This is a genomic window from Paracoccus shandongensis, from assembly GCF_017315735.1.
Classification (GTDB): Bacteria; Pseudomonadota; Alphaproteobacteria; order Rhodobacterales; family Rhodobacteraceae; genus Paracoccus; species Paracoccus shandongensis.
The window spans coordinates 121,294-140,321 of sequence record NZ_JAFLRK010000004.1 but is presented as its reverse complement, the minus strand read 5'-3'; the positions used below and the strand labels follow the sequence as shown (position 1 = coordinate 140,321).

The window sequence follows — 19,028 nt, the reverse complement described above, 5'->3', positions numbered from 1 at the left end:
ACCATGCACGACATGAAGCAAGCCCCCTCGTTCGATCAAAGCGTCATGCGCCCCGACATCCTGGGCGCGGAGTTCCTGGGCGAAGGCACGAACTTCGCCCTGTTCTCGGACCACGCCACGCAGGTCGAGCTGTGCCTGTTCGACGAATCGGGCCGGCACGAACTGCACCGGCTGGACCTGCCGGAAATGGAGGGCGGGATCTGGTTCGGCTATCTGCCCGGCATCATGCCGGGACAGGTCTATGGCTATCGCGTCCACGGCCCCTATCAGCCCGAACAGGGCCACCGCTTCAACCCCAACAAGCTGCTGCTGGACCCTTATGCCCGCGAGTTGCGCGGCCAGATCCAATGGGACGACGCCCTGCACGGCTATCAGGTGGGCGCGGACGACCTGAGCTTCGATGAACGCGACAGCGCGCCCTTCATGCCCAAGGCCGTGGTGGTGGACGCCAAGTTCGACTGGGACACCGACCGCGCGATCCGCACGCCCTGGCAGAACAGCGTGATCTATGAAGCCCATGTCAAGGGCCTGACGCAGATGCACCCGGGCGTGCCCGATGCCGATCGCGGCACCTTCCGCGCCCTGGGCAGCGACGCCGTGATCGAGCATCTGCAACGCATCGGCGCATCCGCGATCGAGCTGCTGCCGATCCACGCCTTTGCCAATGACCGTTTCCTGATGGAAAAGGGGCTGTCGAATTACTGGGGCTATTCCACGCTGGCCTTCTTCGCCCCCCATGCGCCCTATCTGAAATCGGGCCAGATCCGCGAGGTGAAGGAGGCGATCCGCAAGCTGCACAAGGCGGGGATCGAGGTGATCCTGGACGTGGTTTATAACCACACCGCCGAGGGCAACGAACTGGGCCAGACCATGTCGCTGCGCGGCATCGACAACGCGTCCTATTACCTCTTGTCGCCCGACAACCCCCGGCATGGCTTTGACACCACGGGCACGGGCAACACGCTGAACGTGGCCCATCCGATGGTGCTGCGCATGGTGATGGATTCCCTGCGCTATTGGGTCGAGGCGATGCATGTGGACGGCTTCCGCTTCGACCTGGCATCCACCCTGGGACGCGAGCCGCAGGGGTTTGAACGCGACGGGTCGTTCTTCAACGCCATCCGCCAGGATCCGGTGCTGTCGGGCGTCAAGCTGATCGCCGAGCCCTGGGACATCGGCGAAGGGGGATACCAGGTCGGCGGATACCGCTGGCCCTTCCGCGAATGGAACGACAAGTTCCGCGACGACACCCGTGCCTTCTGGCGCCGCGACCCGGGCCTGCTGCCCGCGCTGTCAGAACGGCTGGCGGGATCGCCCGTGCAGTTCAACCACAGCCACCGGCCCGCGACCAGTTCCGTGAACTTCGTCGCGGCCCATGACGGCTTCACCCTGTGGGACACGGTCAGCTACAACGACAAGCACAACGACGCCAATGGCGAGGAAAACCGCGACGGCCACGACCACAACCTGTCCGACAACCTGGGGGCCGAGGGCGCGACCGACGATCCCGGCGTCATCGCCGCGCGCATCCGCCGCGTCCGCGCCATGCTGGCCACCGTGCTGCTGAGCCAGGGCGTGCCAATGATCCTGGCGGGCGACGACATCGGCAACACCCAGGACGGCAACAACAACGCCTATTGCCAGGACAATGCGATCAGCTGGCTGGAATGGGACAAGGCGCGCGAGGAGGTGCTGGTGGCCGTCCAGGCGCTGTCGGCCTTCCGCCAGGAGGTGTCGCTGGCCCAATCCCGCTTCGGCGTCGCCCCGACGGACGCGGATGACCGCCACCCGGTCATGGAATGGCTGCACCCGCGCGGCGGCGCGATGGAGGAAGGCGACTGGCAAGACGGCGAATTGCGCTGCTTCGCCCTGCAGCAGGCCTTGCCTGGCGGCAGGAATGTGTTGATCGTGGTCAATGCGGGCGAGGATGCGGAATTCGCCCTGCCCGAGGGCGAATGGGTGCTGCGCATCGACACCTCGGCCGACGAGGTCGCGCAGGACCGTCCCCTCAGCGGCACCGTGCCGGTGCCGTGGCAAACTGTCATGGCGCTTGTGCGTTGACGCCAGGACCGCCTTCGTAAACCAGAGGAGAGAACCATGGATCAAGACCACCAGGAACGGATCAGGCAGCGCGCCCACGAGATCTGGGAAAGCGAAGGCCGCCCCGAGGGACGCGACGCCGAGCATTGGACCCGGGCCGAGGAAGAACTGAAGACCCACATGGGCAAAGACCAGCCCGCCGAAGGGGCAGAGCCGCAACCCGCGCGCGCGGCGCGGTCGGGCCGATCCGCGAAAGCGCCTGGCACGGCCAGGAAGGCCAAGGCAACGTCGCCGGAAGAACCCGCCAAGCCCAAGCGCAGCCGCAAGACCGCCAAGGCTTCTGACGAGACAGCCGAGCCGCAAGCCGAATCGACGCCTTACCTGAACGACGGCCCCTGACGGGCCCGTGCCGCGCTATTCGGCTGCCCGTGCTTTCTCAAGCTCGGGCAGGAAGCGGTTCGTGTAATCCTCGCGCACCAGGGGGCCTGCGAAGCGATAAAGGATCCTGCCCTCTCCATCGACGATGAAGGTTTCGGGCGGGGCGGTCACGCCCCAGTCGATGGCGCCGCGCCCCTTGGGATCGGTCGCGATGGCGGCGAAGGGATCGCCGTCCTGGGTCAGGAAGGCCAGCGCGTTCGCATCGGTGTCGCGCAGGTCGACGCCATAGACGGGCATCTGCTTCGACAGCTCTGTCAGCGTCGGATGCTCGGCCCGGCAGGGCGGGCACCAGCTGGCCCAGAAGTTCACCAGCTTGACGCCCGGCTGGCGCAGCATCTGATCCGTCAGTTGCACCTTGCCCGGCAGCGTTGTCTGCGGGACCGGGGGCGCCTGGCGTCCCACCATGGCCGAGGGCAGTTCGTTCGGATCGTCGCGCCCCATGCCCCACAGGAACATGCCCGCCAGGGCGGCAAAGGCCAGCGGCGGCAGCGCGACAAGAGGAGAGATCCTAGCCACGGTTTTCCTGCCTTTCCAGATCGCGCCGCGCGCGCGCATTGGCGGCCAGCGTCTGCCAGATCAACCCGCCCAGCAGCGCCAGCGACAGGCCATAGGCGCCGATCACGGCGCCCGCGTATTTCCCAAGCTCAATCATGCGCGCATCTCCCTTGCCTGCAGCGCGGCCAGACGGCGCCTGCGGATTTCGGTGCGGGTGCGGACCAGCATCAGCGACAGGAACAGCAGCCCGAAGCCCAGCATGGTCAGGTAAAGGGGGTAACGGTAAACCGCGCTCATCCGTTCGCCCGATTGCACGGACAGGCTGGCCCCCTGGTGCAGGCCCTGGTTCCAGAAGAACACGGCGTATCGCGACAGCAGCGCAAAGACCGATCCCACAAGGCACAACACGCCCGTCAGGTCGGCGGCGCTGTCGGGATCCTCGACCGCCGACCACAGCGCGATATAGCCGATATAGAACAACAGCAGGATCAGGAAGCTGGTCAGGCGCGGATCCCATTCCCACCACGTCCCCCACATGGGCTGGCCCCAGACCGCCCCGGTGATCAGGCCGATCACCGTCATCACCGCGCCGATGGGGGCAGCGGCCTTGGCGGCCAGCGCGCTGACATGGTGGCGGCGGATCAGCCAGATCAGCGACGCCACCAGCATCATCACCCAGATGTTGATCGCCATCATCGCGGCGGGCACGTGCAGGAAGACGATCTTGACGGTGGATCCCTGCCGGTAATCCTCGGGCGTGAGGAACCCCCAGACAAGGCCCGTGACCGTGCAGACCACGGCCCCCGCCACGACCCATGGCAGGACGGCGCCCGAGGTGCGCATGAACTTGACGGGGTTGGCGTATTCCCAGATCGACATGGTTCTTCCCCTAGCGCCCGCGCCCCGGCGGCTCAAGCGGCTTCACCGCAGATTGACCCGCAACGCGGCGGCTGCGGCAAAAGGTATCACGGCCAGCACCCCCGCCGTGATTCCCGCCAGAAACAGGATCGGCGCAGCCATGTCGCCGCCCTCCTGCCCGCGCCGGATCATCTCGGTCCCGAAGATCAGCGTGGGGATATAGAGCGGCAGCACCAGCAGCGACAAAAGCAGCCCTCCGCGCCGCAGGCCCACGGTGACGGCCGCGCCGAAGGCCCCCAGCATCGACAGCGCGGGCGTGCCCAACAGCAGCGACACCAGCAGCGCCGGAATGGCCGCGCCGGGCAGGTGCAGCAGGATGCCGAACAAAGGGGCGGCGATGATCAGCGGCAGGCCGGTGGTGATCCAGTGCGCCAGGGCCTTGACCGCCACCGCCCCTTCCAGCGGCAGGGGCGAGGTCGCCAGCAGGTCGAGGCTGCCATCCTCGTGATCCAGGGCGAAGATGCGGTCCAGCGACAGAAGGCAGGCCAGCAGCGCGCCCAGCCACAGGATGCCCGCCGCGATCGGTTGCAGCGCGGCGGTGTCGGGGCCGACGCCAAAGGGGACAAGGGCGCAGAGGATCAGGAAGAAGGCCACGCCCAGGCCGAAGCCCCCGCCCGCGCGCACGGCCAGCCGCAGGTCGCGGCGCAAAAGGGCGATCATGCGAAAGCCTCGTTGAAGCCTGCGGGGCGCACAACGCTGTCGGCCCGGGCGCGGAAGGGCGTCAGGTCCAGCACCCGCGCGTCCAGGCCCAGGTCGATATGGGTCGCGATCAGCGCCGCCCCGCCCTGCGCCAGATGCCCGCGCACCATGTCGGCAAAGCGCGCCACGGACGCCGCGTCCAGCGAGACGGTGGGTTCGTCCAGCACCCACAAGGGGCGGCGCGAAACCAGCAGGCGGGCAAGGCCCAGGCGGCGCTTCTGCCCCGCCGACAATGCCGCAGCCGGGCGGTCCGCCAGCGCCGCCAGATCCATCGCCGCCAGTGCTGCGGAAACATCGCCCCCGCCAAAGACCTGCGCCCAGAAGACCAGGTTCTCGGTCACAGACAGCGCGCCCTTCAGCCCGTCGGCATGGGCGGCATAGGCGACCGCGTCGTCCGGCATCTCGATCCGGCCGGTCACCGGGGGTTGCAGGCCCGCGACCGTGCGCAGAAGCGTCGTCTTGCCGATGCCGTTCGGGCCGCGCAGGATCAGGGCCTGGCCTGCGTCCAGCGTGAAGGACACGCCTTCCACCGTCCGCAGACCGCCGCGCGCGACGGCAAGGTCATGGACGGCAAGCAGGCTCACAACGGCAGCAGGGCGCAGGCCACCCGCCGCCCTTCGGACAGGGTGACGTTATAGGTCCGCGCGGCGGTGGGGGATGCCATGGATTCGACCGCCACCCCCGCATTGCGCAGCGCGGCGACCAGATCGGCGGGGGCATGGGCGACATCTGCCCCCATGCCGATGAACAGCACGTCCACCCGACCCGCCAGCGCCAGCAGGGACGCGCGGTCGTCCAGGCCCGCCCAGGGGGCACCGCCTTCCGCCGTGACCAGCACCGCGCCGTGGATGACCTTTCCGTTGATGCGGAAGAAGCCGGGGCCATAGCCATCGACCGCCGCCGCCCCGCCGAACTGGGTGGGTGTCAGCTTCATCAGGGACGTTCCGCGTTCTCGAACGGCGATGCGGCCAGCTTCGGATCCTTCCTGGACCAGTCGCGCTTGACGCCCAGCCACAGCACGATGTTCTTGGCCATGTAGATCGTCGAATAGCAGCCCACGACCACCCCGAACAGCATGGCGATCACGAAGTCGCGGATCACGTCGCCGCCGAAGATCAGCATCGCGGTCAGGGCGATGGCGGTCGTCACCGCCGTCATGATGGTGCGCGACAGCGTTTCGTTGCAGGTCAGGTTCATCAGATCCAGCAGCGGCCGCGTCTTGTACTTCATCAGGTTTTCACGCAGCCGGTCAAAGACCACGACCGTGTCGTTGCAGGAAAAGCCCAGCGTCGTCAGCAGCGCCGCGATGGTGGTCAGGTCGAACTTCAACTGGAACAGCGAAAACAGCCCGACCGTCAGCAGCACGTCATGGATCAGCGCGGCGACGCAACCGATGGCGAACTGCCATTCGAAGCGCAGCCAGATATAGGCCATGATCCCCAGGCAGGCCGCACCCACGGAATAGAGCGCCGTCTGGATCAGCTCGCCCGATACCTTCGGCCCGACCGATTCGACGGAGGCGAAGGTGATCTGCGGATCGACCTCGTGCAGGGCGGCCTCGATCTCGTTCAACTGCTCGGGCGTGACCGACCCAGTCTCATCGGTGGTGCCGATGCGGATCATGGCGACGTGGCGGTCGGCGCCGAAGCTGGGATCGAAGACCTCGGTGATGGCAAGGTCGCTGAAGCCCATGTCGTTCAGGGCATCGCGGTAATCGCCGACCTCGAAGGCGGTCGAGCTTTCGGTGCGGATCGTGGTGCCGCCCTTGAAGTCGATGCCGAAGTTCAGCCCCATCACGGCGATCAGCAGCACCGAGACGACCATCGCCACCGCCGAGATGCCGAAGGTCAGCCACTGCCAGCGGAAGAAGTTGATGTTGGTGTGGTCGGGGACAAGTTTCAGACGGAATGCCATGTGCGGTCCCCTTACAGGATCAGTTCTTTGGGCTTGCGCCATTCCAGCCACCACACGATCATCAGCCGCGTCAGGAAGATGGCCGTGAAGACCGAGGTGACAAGCCCGATGGTCAGCGTCACGGCAAAGCCCTTGACCGGACCCGAGCCCAGGAAGAACATCACCGCCGCCGCGATGAAGGATGTGACGTTGGCGTCGATGATCGCGCTCATCGCCTCGTCAAAGCCGTCGCTGATGGCTTTCGCCACGCGCTTGCCCGCGCGCAATTCCTCGCGGATGCGTTCATAGATGATGACGTTGGCATCGACCGCCGTGCCGACCGTCAGCACGATCCCGGCGATGCCAGGCAGGGTCAGCGTGGCCCCCATGATCGACATGATCGACAGGATCAGGATCACGTTGGCAATGACCGAGATCGAGGCAAAGGCCCCGAACAGGCCATAGCTTGCGATCATGTAGGCCACGACCGCCGCCGTCGCGATGACCGACGACAGGCGGCCCGCGTCGATGCTGTCCTGGCCCAGTTCCGGGCCGATGGTGCGTTCTTCAAGGAAATCCAGCTGCGCGGGCAGCGCACCGGCGCGCAGCAGGATCGCAAGCTGGTTCGCGCCGTCGAAGTCCATCGACCCCGAGATCTGGCCCGAACCGGCGGTGATGGCCTGCCGGATCACCGGGGCCGAGATCACCTTGTTGTCCAGCACGATCGCGAAGGGCTGGCCGATATTGGCGCTGGTATAGGCGCCGAACTTGCGCGCGCCGGTCGGGTTGAAGCGGAAATCGACCGAGGGCATCCCGTTCTGGTCGGTCGAGGGCACGGCGTCGGTCAGTTCCTCGCCGGTGACGACGGGGCTTTCCTCCAGCGTGTAATACAGGCCCTCCTGATCGGCGGCGGGCAGGATCACCTGCCCCACGCCGGGGCGCGCATCGGGGTTGGTGCCGGTCGCCACGACGGAATTGAAGGTCAGCTTGGCGGTGGTGCCGATCAGCGCCTTCAACTCCTCGGCCGATCCGATGCCGGGCACCTGGATCAGGATGCGGTCGGCCCCCTGGCGGACGATGGTGGGTTCGCGGGTGCCCACCTCATCGACGCGGCGGCGGATGATTTCCACGCTCTGCTGGACGGTGCGGTCGTCGGTCGCGGCCTTTTCGGCGTCCGACAACTGGATGGTCAGGGTGTTGCCCTGCGCCTGGATCGCCAGGCTTTGCTGGCCCGCGCCGGTCAGGGTGGTGACGGGGTTGGAAAAGCCGCGCACGATTTCGGTGGCGCCGGTCAAGCCTTCGGGCTTCTCGATCTCGATCTTCAGCGTGCCCTCGGGCGAGGGCAGGCGGCGGACCGCGCCAAGGGTCGCGCGTTCGTCGGCCAGCGCCCGGCGCAGTTCGGGCCACAGCGCGTCCATGCGCGCCTTGTAGACCTCGGCCACGCGGACCTCGCCCAGCAGATGCGCGCCGCCGCGCAGGTCAAGGCCAAGCGCCACGACCGAGGACGGCAGCCAGGACGGCCACCCGTCACGGGCCGCAGCCAGTTCCGGGGTCTCGACCCCCGTGCGCTCCATCTCGGCCACGGCGTCGTTGTGGGATTCGACCCGGGTATAGAACAGGTTGGGCACGGCAAAGCCGATGCCCAGGATGCACAGCCCGATGATCAGGATGCGTTTCCAACGGTCGATCTGTAGCATCTTTGCCGAAGCCCTTGAGAATGAAGTGAAAGCGTCAGCCGTTCGCCGCGACGGGCTCGGTCCGGGACAGGACTTGCGACACGGTGCCGCGCACCACGCGGACGCGGACGCCGGTGGCGATCTCGACCTCCAGCTCCTCGTCGCGGACCGATGACACCTTGCCGATGATGCCGCCCTGCGTGACGACCTGGTCGCCCTTCTTCAGCGCCGCGACCATTTCCTTGTGCTGCTTCACGCGCTTCTGCTGGGGGCGGATCATCAGGAAATACATGATCGCGAAGATCAGGATCAGCGGGATGAACTGCGCGAATGCGGCGCTGGCGCCTGCGCCGCCTGCGGCGGCCTGGGCATAGGCGGGTGTGACGAACATGGGTTGTCCTTTCGGCTGTCGCGGCGGTGTGACCCCGCCCGGATTGGCGCGCAACCTATCCCCGCCGCCCCTGCTTGGCAAGAAAGGCCGGACCCGGGACGGGCCAGGGCGGCAAACAGGATCGTGAGCGCGATCCTAGAACACGACCGGCAGCATCGACAGCACCAGCAGCGCGGCCATCGCGGCGTTGAAGGCGCGCAACCGGGCCGGGTGGGCCAGCAGCCCCTGCAATCCCTGCCCGGCGGCGGCCCAGGCCGCGACCAACGGCAGGTTCACCGCCGCAAAGATCACCGCGACCACCAGCGGACCGCCCACCCCGGCGGCATAGGCCGACAGCGCGCCAAGCGCCATCGCCCAGGCCTTCGGGTTGACCCACTGGAACGCCGCCGCCCCCAGAAAGCCCAGCGGACGGCCCGGTGCATCCGCCTGCGACGGCGGCGCGGCGGTGGCGATCTTCCAGGCCAGCCACAGCACATAGGCCAGGCTGGCCCATTTCAGCGCCCCCGCAAGGGCCGCGTTGCCCATGACGATGCGGTCCAGCCCCATTCCCAGGATGGCCACCATGGCCCCGAAGCCCAGCGACACGCCCATGATGTGCGGCACCGTCCGCCGCAGCCCGAAATTCGCGCCCGAGGCCATCAGCATCATGTTGTTCGGCCCCGGCGTGGCCGAGGTGACAAGGGAAAAGCCCGTCAGGGCAAGCAGGATCTCGGCTGTCATGAATGTCCTCGAAGCAGGCCGCAACAATGCCGCATGTGTCGCGCCATAATCTTGCAAAGATGGCTGAAAAGGCATCAATGCTGCAATCCATGAGCGTGGATGACCGGATCAACGACCGCATATTGCAGGAACTGTCCCGCAACGGGCGGCTGGCCAATACCGAACTGGCGGCGCGGGTGGGGCTGTCGCCCTCGGCCTGCCTGCGGCGGGTGCAGGATCTGGAACGGCGCGGGATCATCGTGGGCTATCGCGCGGTGATCAGCCCCAGGGCGCGCAACATCGGCTTTGTCGCCTATGTCGCGGTGGGCCTGTCGCGGCACGCCAACGACGCGCAAAAGGCGTTCGAGCGGACCTGCCTGGCCGCCCCCGCCGTCCGCGAATGCCATAACATCACCGGGACGATGGAATACCTGCTGCGGGTCGAGGTCGCGGATCTGGCCGCCTACAAGCAGTTCCACGCCGATGTCCTGGGCGCCTTTCCCTGGATCGCCACGATCACCACCCATGTGGTGATGGACAGCCCCAAGGACGAACGCGCCTGACCCTCAGCGCGCCACGGGCTGCGCGCGTTCGACAAGGCGGGCGAGGAAGCTGGCCCCGATGGGGGATATGGCGTCGTTGAAGTCATAGGCCGGGTGGTGGACGCTGGCCGTGTCGCCCTGGCCGATGAACAGGTAACAGCCGGGCCGTTCGTTCAGCATATAGCTGAAATCCTCGGCCCCCATCTCTCGCCCCGCCTCGCCCGAGATGTTGTCGGGACCGACGATTTCCTGCGCCACCTGCACCGCAAAGGCGGTCTGGTCGGGGTCGTTGACGGTGGCGGGATAGCCGGGGACGTAATCCAGCCGGATCGTCACGTCATAGGCCGCCGCCTGGCCTTCGCAGATCTGCGTCATGCGGCGGCGCACCATGTCGCGGACATGGGGGGCGAAGGTGCGCACCGTGCCGCAGACATAGGCGGTGTCGGGCACGATGTTGTCGGCGCTGCCCGCGTGGATCTGCGTGACCGAGATCGCGAGGTCGTCCAGCGCGTAATGGTTGCGGCTGGAAATCGTCTGGATCGCGTTCACCACCGCCACCGCCGCCACGATGGGATCGGCGGTCAGGTGCGGCATCGCGCCATGACCGCCCCGGCCCTGGACGTGGATCTCGAACGTGTCCACCGCCGCCATGATCGGGCCGGGCGTGGTGTTCATCATGCCCACCGGCAGGCCGGGGCTGTTGTGCATGGCAAAGACGCGGGTGATGGCGAAACGGTCCATCATGCCGTCCTGCACCATCGCCTGTCCCCCGCCGCCGTTCTCCTCGGCCGGCTGGAAGATCAGCGCGACGCGACCCGCGAAGTTGCGCGTTTCCGCCAGGTATCGCGCCGCGCCCAGCAGCATGGTCGTGTGCCCGTCATGCCCGCAGGCGTGCATCCGCCCCGGCACGGTGGAGGCATAGTCCAGGTCTGTGGCCTCCTCCATCGGCAGGGCGTCCATGTCGGCGCGCAAGCCGATGGTGGGGCCGGGCCCCTGCCCCTCGATGATGGCGACAAGGCCGGACTTGCCGATGCCGTCGTGGATCTCGTCCACGCCGAAGGCGCGCAGGCGTTCGGCCACGAAGGCGGCGGTGCCGAAGCAGTCGAAGCCCAGTTCGGGATGCCGGTGCAGGTGGCGGCGCCAGGCGGTCATGTCGTCGGAAAATTCGGCGATACGGTTCAGGACGGGCATGTGGACTAACGACCTTGGCTGTGGCAATGGCCCATCAGGACAGAAGCGAGGGGAAATCGCAATGACCGAAGCCAACCGCGACGCCGGGGCGGAAATCGCCCGCCTGATCGACATCATGGCGCAGTTGCGCGACCCGAAGACGGGCTGCCCCTGGGATATCGAGCAGGACTTCGCATCCATCGCGCCCTACACGATCGAGGAAGCGCACGAGGTCGCGGACGCCATCGACCGGCAGGCCTGGGGGGAACTGCCAGGCGAGTTGGGGGATCTGCTGTTGCAGGTGGTCTTTCACGCGCAGATGGCGCGCGAGGCGGGGATGTTCGATTTCGCCGATTGCGCGGCGGCGGTGTCCGACAAGCTGGTCTTCCGCCATCCGCATATCTTCGGGAACGAAAGCCGCGACAAGTCCGCCGAACAGCAGGTCAAGGACTGGGAAGCGATCAAGGCCGTCGAACGCGCGGACAAGGCGGAACGCGGCACCCTTGACGGCGTGGCCCTGGGCCTGCCCGCGCTGACGCGGGCGGTGAAGCTGCAGAACCGCGCGGCGCGCGTGGGCTTTGACTGGCCCGGCCCGGCGGATGTGCTGGACAAGATCGTCGAGGAAACGGCCGAACTGGTCGAGGCGCGCGACACCCTGGGGCCCGAGGCGCTGGAGGAGGAGTTCGGCGACCTGATGTTCGTGATGGCGAACCTGGCGCGGCACTTGAAGATCGACCCCGAGCAGGCGCTGCGCCGGGCGAATGCCAAGTTCACCCGGCGGTTCGGGGCCATCGAGGCGGCCTTGGCCGAACAGGGCCGCCGCCCCGAGGACAGCGACCTGGCCGAGATGGACCGGCTGTGGGATCAGGCGAAGGCTGCTGAATAGGGGGCTTTGCCCCCGGCCCTGCGTCAGTCCGGGCTTCGCCCGTTCGTCGCTGAAAAAGGTCCACCGGACCTTTTTCCGGGCGCTCCTCACCCCCCAAGATATTTGGATGAAGAAGAAGCCGTCAGGCGGCGAGGTGCGTCACCTGCCGCAGAGCGGCGTCATAGACCTCGATCCCGCCTTTGGAGGCGCCTTCCGACAGGGTGCGTTTCCAGCCGCGCGCGCCGGGCATTCCGTGGAACAGGCCCAGCATGTGCCGCGTGATCTGGTGCAGCCGCCCGCCCGCCGCCAGGTGCGCGGCGATATGGGGGCGCATGGCCTGGGCGACCTGTTCGGGATGGTCGAAGGGCGGCGTCTCGCCCCACAGCTGGTCGGCCCGGCCCAGGATGTCCCAGGGCTGGTGATAGGCGGCGCGGCCCACCATCACGCCGTCCATGACGCGCAGGTGATCGCGCGCGGCATCAAGGCCGGGGATGCCGCCGTTGACCGACAGGTGCAGGTCGGGAAACTGCTGCTTCATCCGGTGGACCAAGGGATAATCCAACGGGGGAATGTCGCGGTTTTCCTTTGGACTCAGCCCTTGCAGCCAGGCCTTGCGCGCGTGGATCGCGATGCGCCGGACGCCCGCCGCGCGCATGGTGTCCAGAAAGGCGGGCAGCACGTCCTCGGGCACCTGGTCGTCCACGCCGATGCGGCATTTGACCGTCACCTCGACCCGGCTGGCCTCCATCATGCGGGCCACGCAATCGGCGACCAGATCGGGCGTCTTCATCAGCACCGCGCCGAAGCAGCCCGATTGCACCCGGTCGCTGGGGCAGCCGACATTCAGGTTGATCTCGTCATAGCCCCAATCGCCCGCGATCCGCGTGGCCTGCGCAAGCTCCGCCGGGTCCGATCCGCCCAGTTGCAGCGCCACGGGATGTTCGGAAGCGTCGTAATCCAGCAGACGCGGCCGGTCGCCATGGATGATCGCAGGGGCCGTGACCATTTCCGTGTAAAGCAGCGCGCGGCGCGACATCAGCCGGTGGAAGACGCGGCAATGCCGGTCTGTCCAGTCCATCATGGGGGCAATACTAAGCTTGGTATAGTCACAAACCATTGTATTTATTCTGTTTTCTTCCATTTTGACTGCCCGACAGATGGCCCATTTTATGTATGATCTTGCGTGTTTTTGCGTATGACTGCTACAAGTATGACAGCGGAATCATACCCACGAGCCGGAGTCATACGCATGGCAACGATAGCCGAACGCAAGCGCAAGGACGGGACTGTATCCTACGTTGCCCAGATCATCAAACGCGCCCACAACTTCCACGACTCTAAGACCTTCGACAGCCGCAGGGTTGCCGAGGCATGGGCGGCAAAGCGTGAGAAAGAGATACAGGCAGACATTGAAGCTGGACGCCCGATCACCAAGCAGAAGATCAAGACCAAGACCCTAGGCGATGCCATAGACCTTTATATCAACGAGTCGATGAACCCCATTGGAAAGACCAAGACGCAGGTTCTTCGGACGATCCAGAAGGAATACGGCCCCGAGATTGCGGACGTTCGCTGCGACTTGATCACATCTAAGACCATCATAGAGTTTGCCAAAACCCTGCATGACCGGGACTGCATCACTTCGGCCTCAACCGTGCTGAACTACATGTCTCACCTGTCTTCCATCTTCGCCATTGCCCGTCCCGCGTGGAACATGCCCTTGGACGAAAAGGCGATGAAGGAGGCGATGACCATTTGCAAGAAAATGGGCTACACGAAGAAATCAAAATCCCGAACCAGGCGACCATCAATTGAAGAAATCAATAGTCTTATGCAGTATTTCTTGGATAAGAGAATTACTCGCCCGAACGTCAACCCGATGCACAAGATCATTGCATTTGCGCTTTTCTCAACCCGGCGGCAGGAAGAAATCACCCGTCTGCAATGGTCGGATTACGATCCAAAACACAAGCGTATTCTAATTCGGGATATGAAGCATCCGGGCGAAAAGATTGGCAATGATGTGTTTGTCGATTTGCCTGATCCTTGCTGCGATATTATTGAAACAATGCCGAAGACCGGAACTTATATCTTCCCGTATGGTGTTGATGCTATTTCCGCAGCGTTCACACGAGGATGTAAATTCCTTGAAATCAAGGATTTGCATTTTCATGATTTGAGACATGAAGGTATCAGCCGGGTAATGGAGATGGGTTATACCATTCCTCAAGCTGCGAAAGTTTCGGGCCATAAGTCCTGGCAATCATTGCAGCGGTATTCCCATATCGACAAATCAGGTGATAAATGGGAAAACTGGGAGTGGATCGAAAAGCTTAAAAATCTAAACCTAGACAATAAGAAAATTACTAAACGAACATCTTAATTCAGCGCCAAATCACCCGAAATTCGGCACGAATCCCCCCGGATTGAGTAATATACAGCAAGTTTGTAATCAGAGGTTTTATGAAAAATTTCAAAATCTTCTGCGCTCCTATTGCGCCAGTTACCTATTGGCGTTCTTGAGAATTTTTGCAATTCCCTGATCATCTCCTTATCAACCACTTTACAATTTTGAAGGCAATTTGATTCGCTGGATAGACATGTATATGTAACGCTCGTTATAATAACTCTGTCATTTTCATCTAAAACGGCTTCTCGCTTAACAGTTAGACCAGATTGCGGCAATGGCAAATTATGTGATATAATACGAACACGCTTACTAAAGTCAAGAAGCCAAGAATTGAAGTCTCTGGGATAAACATCAGAATTTCCAAAAACTTTTTCAATTTCTTCGATTCCACTTACTCCAAGTTCGAGTTTTCCGGGGAGAAATAGATCACTGGCATTCTTTCGCTTCGTGCTTGTTTCAGGTTGCTGCTGTGCTCTTATATCTGACTGCTGCAATATTGGAACAAATTCACTGCTATCAGCTTCTCTACCACTTGATGTTGCTATAAACAAAATTCCGATAACGATGCAAAAAACCGAAAAAAACACAGCTGCTCGGTAATTAGGATTATCCCCCTTGAACTGAAAGTAAGCAAGCGCAGCAATAATAATTAAGCAGGTTATTGCTAAAGCGAGCGGATTATTGCTACCACTGACAATGATATCCTTCAGTCCCGTGAAAATCACTTCGGGGTCTGTTGCCATAAAAGATCACCAAAGTAGCAAGTGGCACTAGTGGCACTAGCTAGCAATGTGCAACATGCACCCTTATCGTGCAACAGAAATTATCGCTACGACCTGATCTTGCACAATGTGTAATTTTCACCCTAGATAAAGGACAAGTCGTTGATATAAAACTGATTTGGAACATTTTTTTAATTTCCTATGTTATCGGAATCATCCCCTCCCAGGAATTATATAATAGAATTTTCCAGTTGTAATTTTTCAGTAAAAAATTATGGATTTCGTGCTTTAGATAGAACATGCTTCTTCGGCGCCCTGCGCGTGACTGCTGCCGCGGTTAGTTTATCCTCCTGACTTCAGAACATTGTAAACGCTAGCCCGGCTGATACCCAGCCGCCGAGCAATGTCGGACGCACCTATACCAGCAGCCCGAAGTTCTACGACTTGGGCCACCTTCCGAAGGGCTGTTGGTGCGCGACCCTTGTATTTGCCTTCGGCCCTGGCCTTGGCAATCCCTTCGCGCTGACGTTCAAGCATTATACTCCTCTCGAACTCTGCCACGCCCCCCAGGATGTTGAGCATGAGCATCCCAGTAGGAGTCGAAGTATTGATCCCTAGCCCGAGGATGTTGAGCGCTGCCCCCTTTGCAGTAATCTGTTTTAGTAGTTCGTGCATGTGGGGAACAGATCGCGCCAGGCGGTCAAGTTTGGTCACGACGAGGGTGTCACCTTCTCGAAGAAAGTCTACCGCAGCGGCTAATTGCTCTCGCTTCACCACATCAACTGACGAGATTTGCTCTCGAAAAATTTTCTCGCACCCTGCGGAGTGAAGATCACGTAATTGGGCTTCAATGCCCGCTAGTTGGTCAAGAGTAGAAGTGCGAGCGTAACCTACGAGCAAGAACTAGCCTCATCTGTATAACACGATTCTTAGACTATCTTAGACTTTTGTCTAAAAAATGCAAACCCATTCTATTTGAACGCTAATGGCTGTTCTGGGAGATGTTCAACATGGCCACGCCCTAGATAAGCAAATCATGGGGGAAAACCGCGAAGGAAGCGTTGACCCATGCCAGCGAACCTCTCATCTTCCTGCTATTCGCAAAGTTGGTTAGACCATGGACCATCATTATACACTGTTCATTGATGAGGCGGGTGACGACAAGGTTGAACGCCTCAAGCCTTCCGTGTTGGATGGGAACTCGGAATGGCTGTGTTTGGGCGGGTATCTGATCCGGGCAGAGGCAGAACCCGATTTGGATCGTCGCAGAGATGAAATCTTACGCTCCATAGGGGGGCAACCCGGAGGGGTTCTGCACTACCAGAAGCTTCACCCGAAGAACCGGGTGAAGGCTGCGCAGACGCTGGCGACTAAAACCTATGCCGCGCGTGGCTTTGTCGTGTGCTCCTGCAAGCGAACAATGGTGAACCACCACAACGCCCGTGCCGCCGCCGCCACAAGCAATCAGCGCGACTACCTTTACAACTGGGTCGTGCGCCTGCTGTTGGAAAGAGTGACCGCCTACGTCGCGAACCACGCCCAGCGCCATGGGATGAAAAAGCCTGTCTTGCGCATCGTGATGGCGAGTCGTCGGGGGCACCACTTCGGGCAGTTCAAAGCCTACGTGCAGCAACTGATCAATCAGGCGACGGCGGGAACGACTTACCTATCCACCCGGCAGATTTCTGCGGAGGTGCTACGCTACAACCTGATCGAACTCGCCCACGCCCCTACCCAGGCGGGCCTGCAATTGGCCGATGTGCTGGTTAGCGCCTTTTTCCAGTCCATCGAACAAGCTTCGGCCCATCACGCCGATAAGGTGGCTATGCACCTGCGCCCACTCATGGCGGAACGTAGGACAGCCAGCGGACGCCAGACACGACGCGATGGTGAGGGGGTGACGTTCTTTCCTGACCGGCGGGCAGTGCATCTGCTGACCGCCGACCAGACTAAGTTCTTCGAACATTTCGGCTATGACATGGGATGGCTAAAATCACGCAAAGCGCAGAAAAACCAGCAATATTTTACTCAATCCCAGCGCATGTGGTCGCGCGAGGCATAGATGTTTCGGCTTGTCGGTAGGCGGAGGGAAGTGGTTTAACGCTCGAAAAGTCATTGAGGGGACGGCCATGAGCCACGAGGATATTGATCGAATCCTTTTGCAATTTCGAGAACTTTCCAGCGACGAGCGCGGCAAGGGCCGGATGTTCGAACGGCTGATCGCAAACTACCTTGTCAAAGACCCCCAGTATTCCGACCTCTTGGAACACGTCTGGCTTTGGGAGGAATGGCCCGACAGGAAGGGCGCAGATACTGGCATCGATCTCGTCGCCCGTGAAAAGGCGACCGGAGACTACTGGGCGATTCAGTGCAAATTCTTTGACCCAAGCCACACGATCCAGAAACCCGACATCGACTCCTTCCTGTCGGCATCAGGCAAGCAGTTCGCCACCAATGATGGCAGCAAGCAGTTCGCGCGCCGCATCGTCGTGTCGACCACCGACAAATGGAACCGAAACGCCGAAAGCGCCATCGAAGGGCAGACCATCCCTGTTTCTCGGATCAGCCTGTCCGACCTTGCCGAAAGCCCAATTGACTGGACAGAATTCAGCCTCACCCGGCCTGACCTGATCCGCCTGCGCCCCAAGAAGACCCCTCTGCCGCATCAGGATGAAGCCATCGCCGCCGTGCTGGACGGCATGGAAACGGTTGACCGGGGTAAGCTGATCATGGCCTGCGGCACCGGCAAGACCTTCACCTCCCTGCGGCTGGCCGAAAGCATCGTGCCCGAGGGGGGGGCGCGTCCTATTCTTGGCCCCGTCTATTTCACTGGTGGCACAGACGCTGCGGGAATGGACAGCGCAGGCGCATGACCCGATTCATGCCTTCGTCGTCTGTTCCGACAGCAAGGTGGGCCGTGATGAGGAAGACCTTCGCACCCATGACCTTGCTTATCCGGCCACTACTGACGCCCGCAAGCTAGCATCAGCGGCACAGGCGCTGACCCATGGGCGGCGTGTCGTCGTCTTTTCCACCTACCAGTCCATCCAGGTTGTCGCGGATGCCCAGCGCGCCGGGCTTGGCGATTTTGATTTGATAATATGCGACGAGGCACACCGGACAACCGGCCTGACCTTGCCGGGCGAAGACCCATCAGACTTCGTGAAGGTCCACAGCAACGGCGTCGTGCGAGGGGCTAAGCGCCTCTACATGACCGCCACGCCCCGCATCTATGCCGATGCATCCAAGACCAAGGCCGATCAGAACGAAGCTGTCCTGTTCTCAATGGACGATCCCGATACCTTTGGGCCAGAGTTCTATCGGCTAGGGTTCGGGAAGGCAGTCGAACGCGACCTTCTGTCAGAATACAAGGTGCTTATTGTCGCCGTTGAGCAGGACAAGATGGGCGACATAGCGAACCGCTACAACCGTGCCTATCGGCTGGATGACAAGAAGGCTATCGACATCAACTTCGCCACCAAGATCGTGGGTAGCTGGAAGGGCCTTTCGAAAAAGGGTCTTGTCCTGGTAGACGAGGACGGTGAACAGGAAGACCTGACCGAAGACACCGAACCGATGCGCCGCGCCGTGGCCTTTTCGCGGTCCATCAAGGCATCGCAACAGATGACCGAGGTGTTCGGCAAACTGGCCGAACTTTATGCCGAGACCTATCAGCCCGAAGAAGTGCCCGACATGGTGGATTGCCACCTGCAACATGTCGACGGCACGATGAACGCCCTGCAACGGTCTTCGGCGCTGGACTGGCTGAAAGATAACCCCGGTTCGGGCAAGTGCCGTATCCTGTCGAATGCCCGTTGCCTGTCAGAAGGTATCGACGTTCCCGCGCTGGACTCCGTGGTGTTTTTCGACACTCGGGAATCCATCGTCGACATCGTGCAGTCAGTCGGTCGCGTCATGCGCAAGGCGGAAGGCAAAAAATACGGCTACATCATCCTGCCCGTCTGCATGCCATCCAAGAACGTGGCCGACTACAACAACTACATCGAAGGCGACCCGCAGTTCCGCAGCATCTGGAAGGTGATCAAGGCCCTTCGCGCCCATGATGACAG

Annotated in this window: 20 protein-coding genes and 1 pseudogene; 7 read left to right on the top strand and 14 right to left on the bottom strand. The window is 62.3% G+C overall.

All coding sequences use genetic code 11. The features are described from left to right. The first annotated feature begins 3 nt into the window (after nt 1-3). Together glgX and JX613_RS05335 are read left to right on the top strand one after the other, a co-directional pair. Nucleotides 4-2,061, top strand: a complete 2,058-nt coding sequence (gene glgX / locus JX613_RS05340) for a glycogen debranching protein GlgX (protein WP_207100427.1) — start codon at nt 4-6, stop codon at nt 2,059-2,061. Nucleotides 2,062-2,097: 36 nt separating this feature from the next. After that, complete coding sequence (locus JX613_RS05335; RefSeq protein ID WP_207100426.1) at nt 2,098-2,439, top strand: DUF2934 domain-containing protein; 342 nt, start codon at nt 2,098-2,100, stop codon at nt 2,437-2,439. A 15-nt stretch (nt 2,440-2,454) separates the two neighbouring features. On the opposite strand, the gene JX613_RS05330 is transcribed toward JX613_RS05335, so the two are convergent. The 10 genes from JX613_RS05330 to JX613_RS05285 all read right to left on the bottom strand — a co-directional run bounded on the left by JX613_RS05330 (nt 2,455) and on the right by JX613_RS05285 (nt 9,270). Then, nucleotides 2,455-2,994, bottom strand: coding sequence for a DsbE family thiol:disulfide interchange protein (locus JX613_RS05330; RefSeq protein WP_336512273.1), 540 nt, complete (start codon nt 2,992-2,994; stop codon nt 2,455-2,457). Beyond that, the gene (gene ccmD / locus JX613_RS05325; protein ID WP_103172680.1) at nt 2,987-3,130 is read right to left on the bottom strand and encodes a heme exporter protein CcmD; all 144 of its coding nucleotides are present in this window, start codon (nt 3,128-3,130) and stop codon (nt 2,987-2,989) included. Before ccmD ends, JX613_RS05330 begins: the two co-directional genes overlap by 8 nt. Next, nucleotides 3,127-3,852, bottom strand: a complete 726-nt coding sequence (ccmC, locus tag JX613_RS05320) for a heme ABC transporter permease CcmC (RefSeq protein WP_207100424.1) — start codon at nt 3,850-3,852, stop codon at nt 3,127-3,129. The genes ccmD and ccmC overlap by 4 nt, the downstream gene beginning before the upstream one ends. A 42-nt stretch (nt 3,853-3,894) precedes the next feature. After that, nucleotides 3,895-4,551 (bottom strand): heme exporter protein CcmB, encoded by a 657-nt coding sequence (gene ccmB, locus JX613_RS05315; protein WP_207100423.1) that lies wholly within the window; start codon nt 4,549-4,551, stop codon nt 3,895-3,897. Further along, nucleotides 4,548-5,174, bottom strand: a complete 627-nt coding sequence (ccmA, locus tag JX613_RS05310) for a heme ABC exporter ATP-binding protein CcmA (RefSeq protein ID WP_207100422.1) — start codon at nt 5,172-5,174, stop codon at nt 4,548-4,550. The genes ccmB and ccmA overlap by 4 nt, the downstream gene beginning before the upstream one ends. Next, nucleotides 5,171-5,524: an Mth938-like domain-containing protein gene (locus tag JX613_RS05305; protein WP_207100421.1), complete on the bottom strand. Its 354-nt coding sequence runs from the start codon at nt 5,522-5,524 to the stop codon at nt 5,171-5,173. The genes ccmA and JX613_RS05305 overlap by 4 nt, the downstream gene beginning before the upstream one ends. Further along, a complete protein-coding gene (gene secF, locus JX613_RS05300; protein ID WP_207100420.1) occupies nt 5,524-6,504 on the bottom strand; it encodes a protein translocase subunit SecF in 981 nt (326 codons plus the stop codon). The genes JX613_RS05305 and secF overlap by 1 nt, the downstream gene beginning before the upstream one ends. 11 nt (nt 6,505-6,515) lie before the next feature. Next, on the bottom strand, nt 6,516-8,180 hold the full coding sequence (gene secD / locus JX613_RS05295) for a protein translocase subunit SecD (RefSeq protein WP_207100419.1): 1,665 nt from the start codon (nt 8,178-8,180) through the stop codon (nt 6,516-6,518). A gap of 34 nt (nt 8,181-8,214) precedes the next feature. Then, nucleotides 8,215-8,550 (bottom strand): preprotein translocase subunit YajC, encoded by a 336-nt coding sequence (gene yajC, locus JX613_RS05290; RefSeq protein WP_207100418.1) that lies wholly within the window; start codon nt 8,548-8,550, stop codon nt 8,215-8,217. A gap of 135 nt (nt 8,551-8,685) precedes the next feature. Next, nucleotides 8,686-9,270: a LysE family translocator gene (locus JX613_RS05285; RefSeq protein WP_207100417.1), complete on the bottom strand. Its 585-nt coding sequence runs from the start codon at nt 9,268-9,270 to the stop codon at nt 8,686-8,688. Nucleotides 9,271-9,359: 89 nt separating this feature from the next. Here JX613_RS05285 and JX613_RS05280 point away from each other — a divergent pair, with 89 nt between their 5' ends. Next, complete coding sequence (locus JX613_RS05280; protein WP_207100416.1) at nt 9,360-9,812, top strand: Lrp/AsnC family transcriptional regulator; 453 nt, start codon at nt 9,360-9,362, stop codon at nt 9,810-9,812. A gap of 3 nt (nt 9,813-9,815) precedes the next feature. Here JX613_RS05280 and JX613_RS05275 read toward each other — a convergent pair whose 3' ends face one another. Beyond that, nucleotides 9,816-10,982, bottom strand: a complete 1,167-nt coding sequence (locus tag JX613_RS05275; protein WP_207100415.1) for a M20 aminoacylase family protein — start codon at nt 10,980-10,982, stop codon at nt 9,816-9,818. Nucleotides 10,983-11,043: 61 nt separating this feature from the next. On the opposite strand from JX613_RS05275, the gene mazG reads away from it, so the two are divergent. Further along, the gene (mazG, locus tag JX613_RS05270; protein WP_207100414.1) at nt 11,044-11,847 is read left to right on the top strand and encodes a nucleoside triphosphate pyrophosphohydrolase; all 804 of its coding nucleotides are present in this window, start codon (nt 11,044-11,046) and stop codon (nt 11,845-11,847) included. A gap of 121 nt (nt 11,848-11,968) precedes the next feature. Here the strand turns inward: mazG and dusA are convergent, their stop codons facing one another. Next, nucleotides 11,969-12,967 (bottom strand): tRNA dihydrouridine(20/20a) synthase DusA, encoded by a 999-nt coding sequence (gene dusA / locus JX613_RS05265; RefSeq protein WP_419538811.1) that lies wholly within the window; start codon nt 12,965-12,967, stop codon nt 11,969-11,971. 108 nt (nt 12,968-13,075) lie between these two features. Between dusA and JX613_RS05260 the strand changes: the two genes are divergently transcribed. Beyond that, nucleotides 13,076-14,209, top strand: a complete 1,134-nt coding sequence (locus JX613_RS05260) for a tyrosine-type recombinase/integrase (protein ID WP_207100412.1) — start codon at nt 13,076-13,078, stop codon at nt 14,207-14,209. On the opposite strand, the gene JX613_RS05255 is transcribed toward JX613_RS05260, so the two are convergent. Both JX613_RS05255 and JX613_RS05250 read right to left on the bottom strand, forming a co-directional pair. Next, nucleotides 14,206-14,979, bottom strand: coding sequence for a hypothetical protein (locus JX613_RS05255; RefSeq protein WP_207100411.1), 774 nt, complete (start codon nt 14,977-14,979; stop codon nt 14,206-14,208). The genes JX613_RS05260 and JX613_RS05255 overlap by 4 nt on opposite strands. A 321-nt stretch (nt 14,980-15,300) precedes the next feature. Continuing rightward, nucleotides 15,301-15,858: a recombinase family protein gene (locus JX613_RS05250; protein ID WP_207100410.1), complete on the bottom strand. Its 558-nt coding sequence runs from the start codon at nt 15,856-15,858 to the stop codon at nt 15,301-15,303. Nucleotides 15,859-16,075: 217 nt separating this feature from the next. On the opposite strand from JX613_RS05250, the gene JX613_RS05245 reads away from it, so the two are divergent. Together JX613_RS05245 and JX613_RS20490 are read left to right on the top strand one after the other, a co-directional pair. Continuing rightward, a complete protein-coding gene (locus tag JX613_RS05245) occupies nt 16,076-17,020 on the top strand; it encodes a DUF3800 domain-containing protein (protein WP_207100409.1) in 945 nt (314 codons plus the stop codon). 67 nt (nt 17,021-17,087) lie between these two features. Then, nucleotides 17,088-19,022, top strand: a pseudogene (locus JX613_RS20490) (restriction endonuclease). The last annotated feature ends 6 nt before the right edge of the window (nt 19,023-19,028 follow it).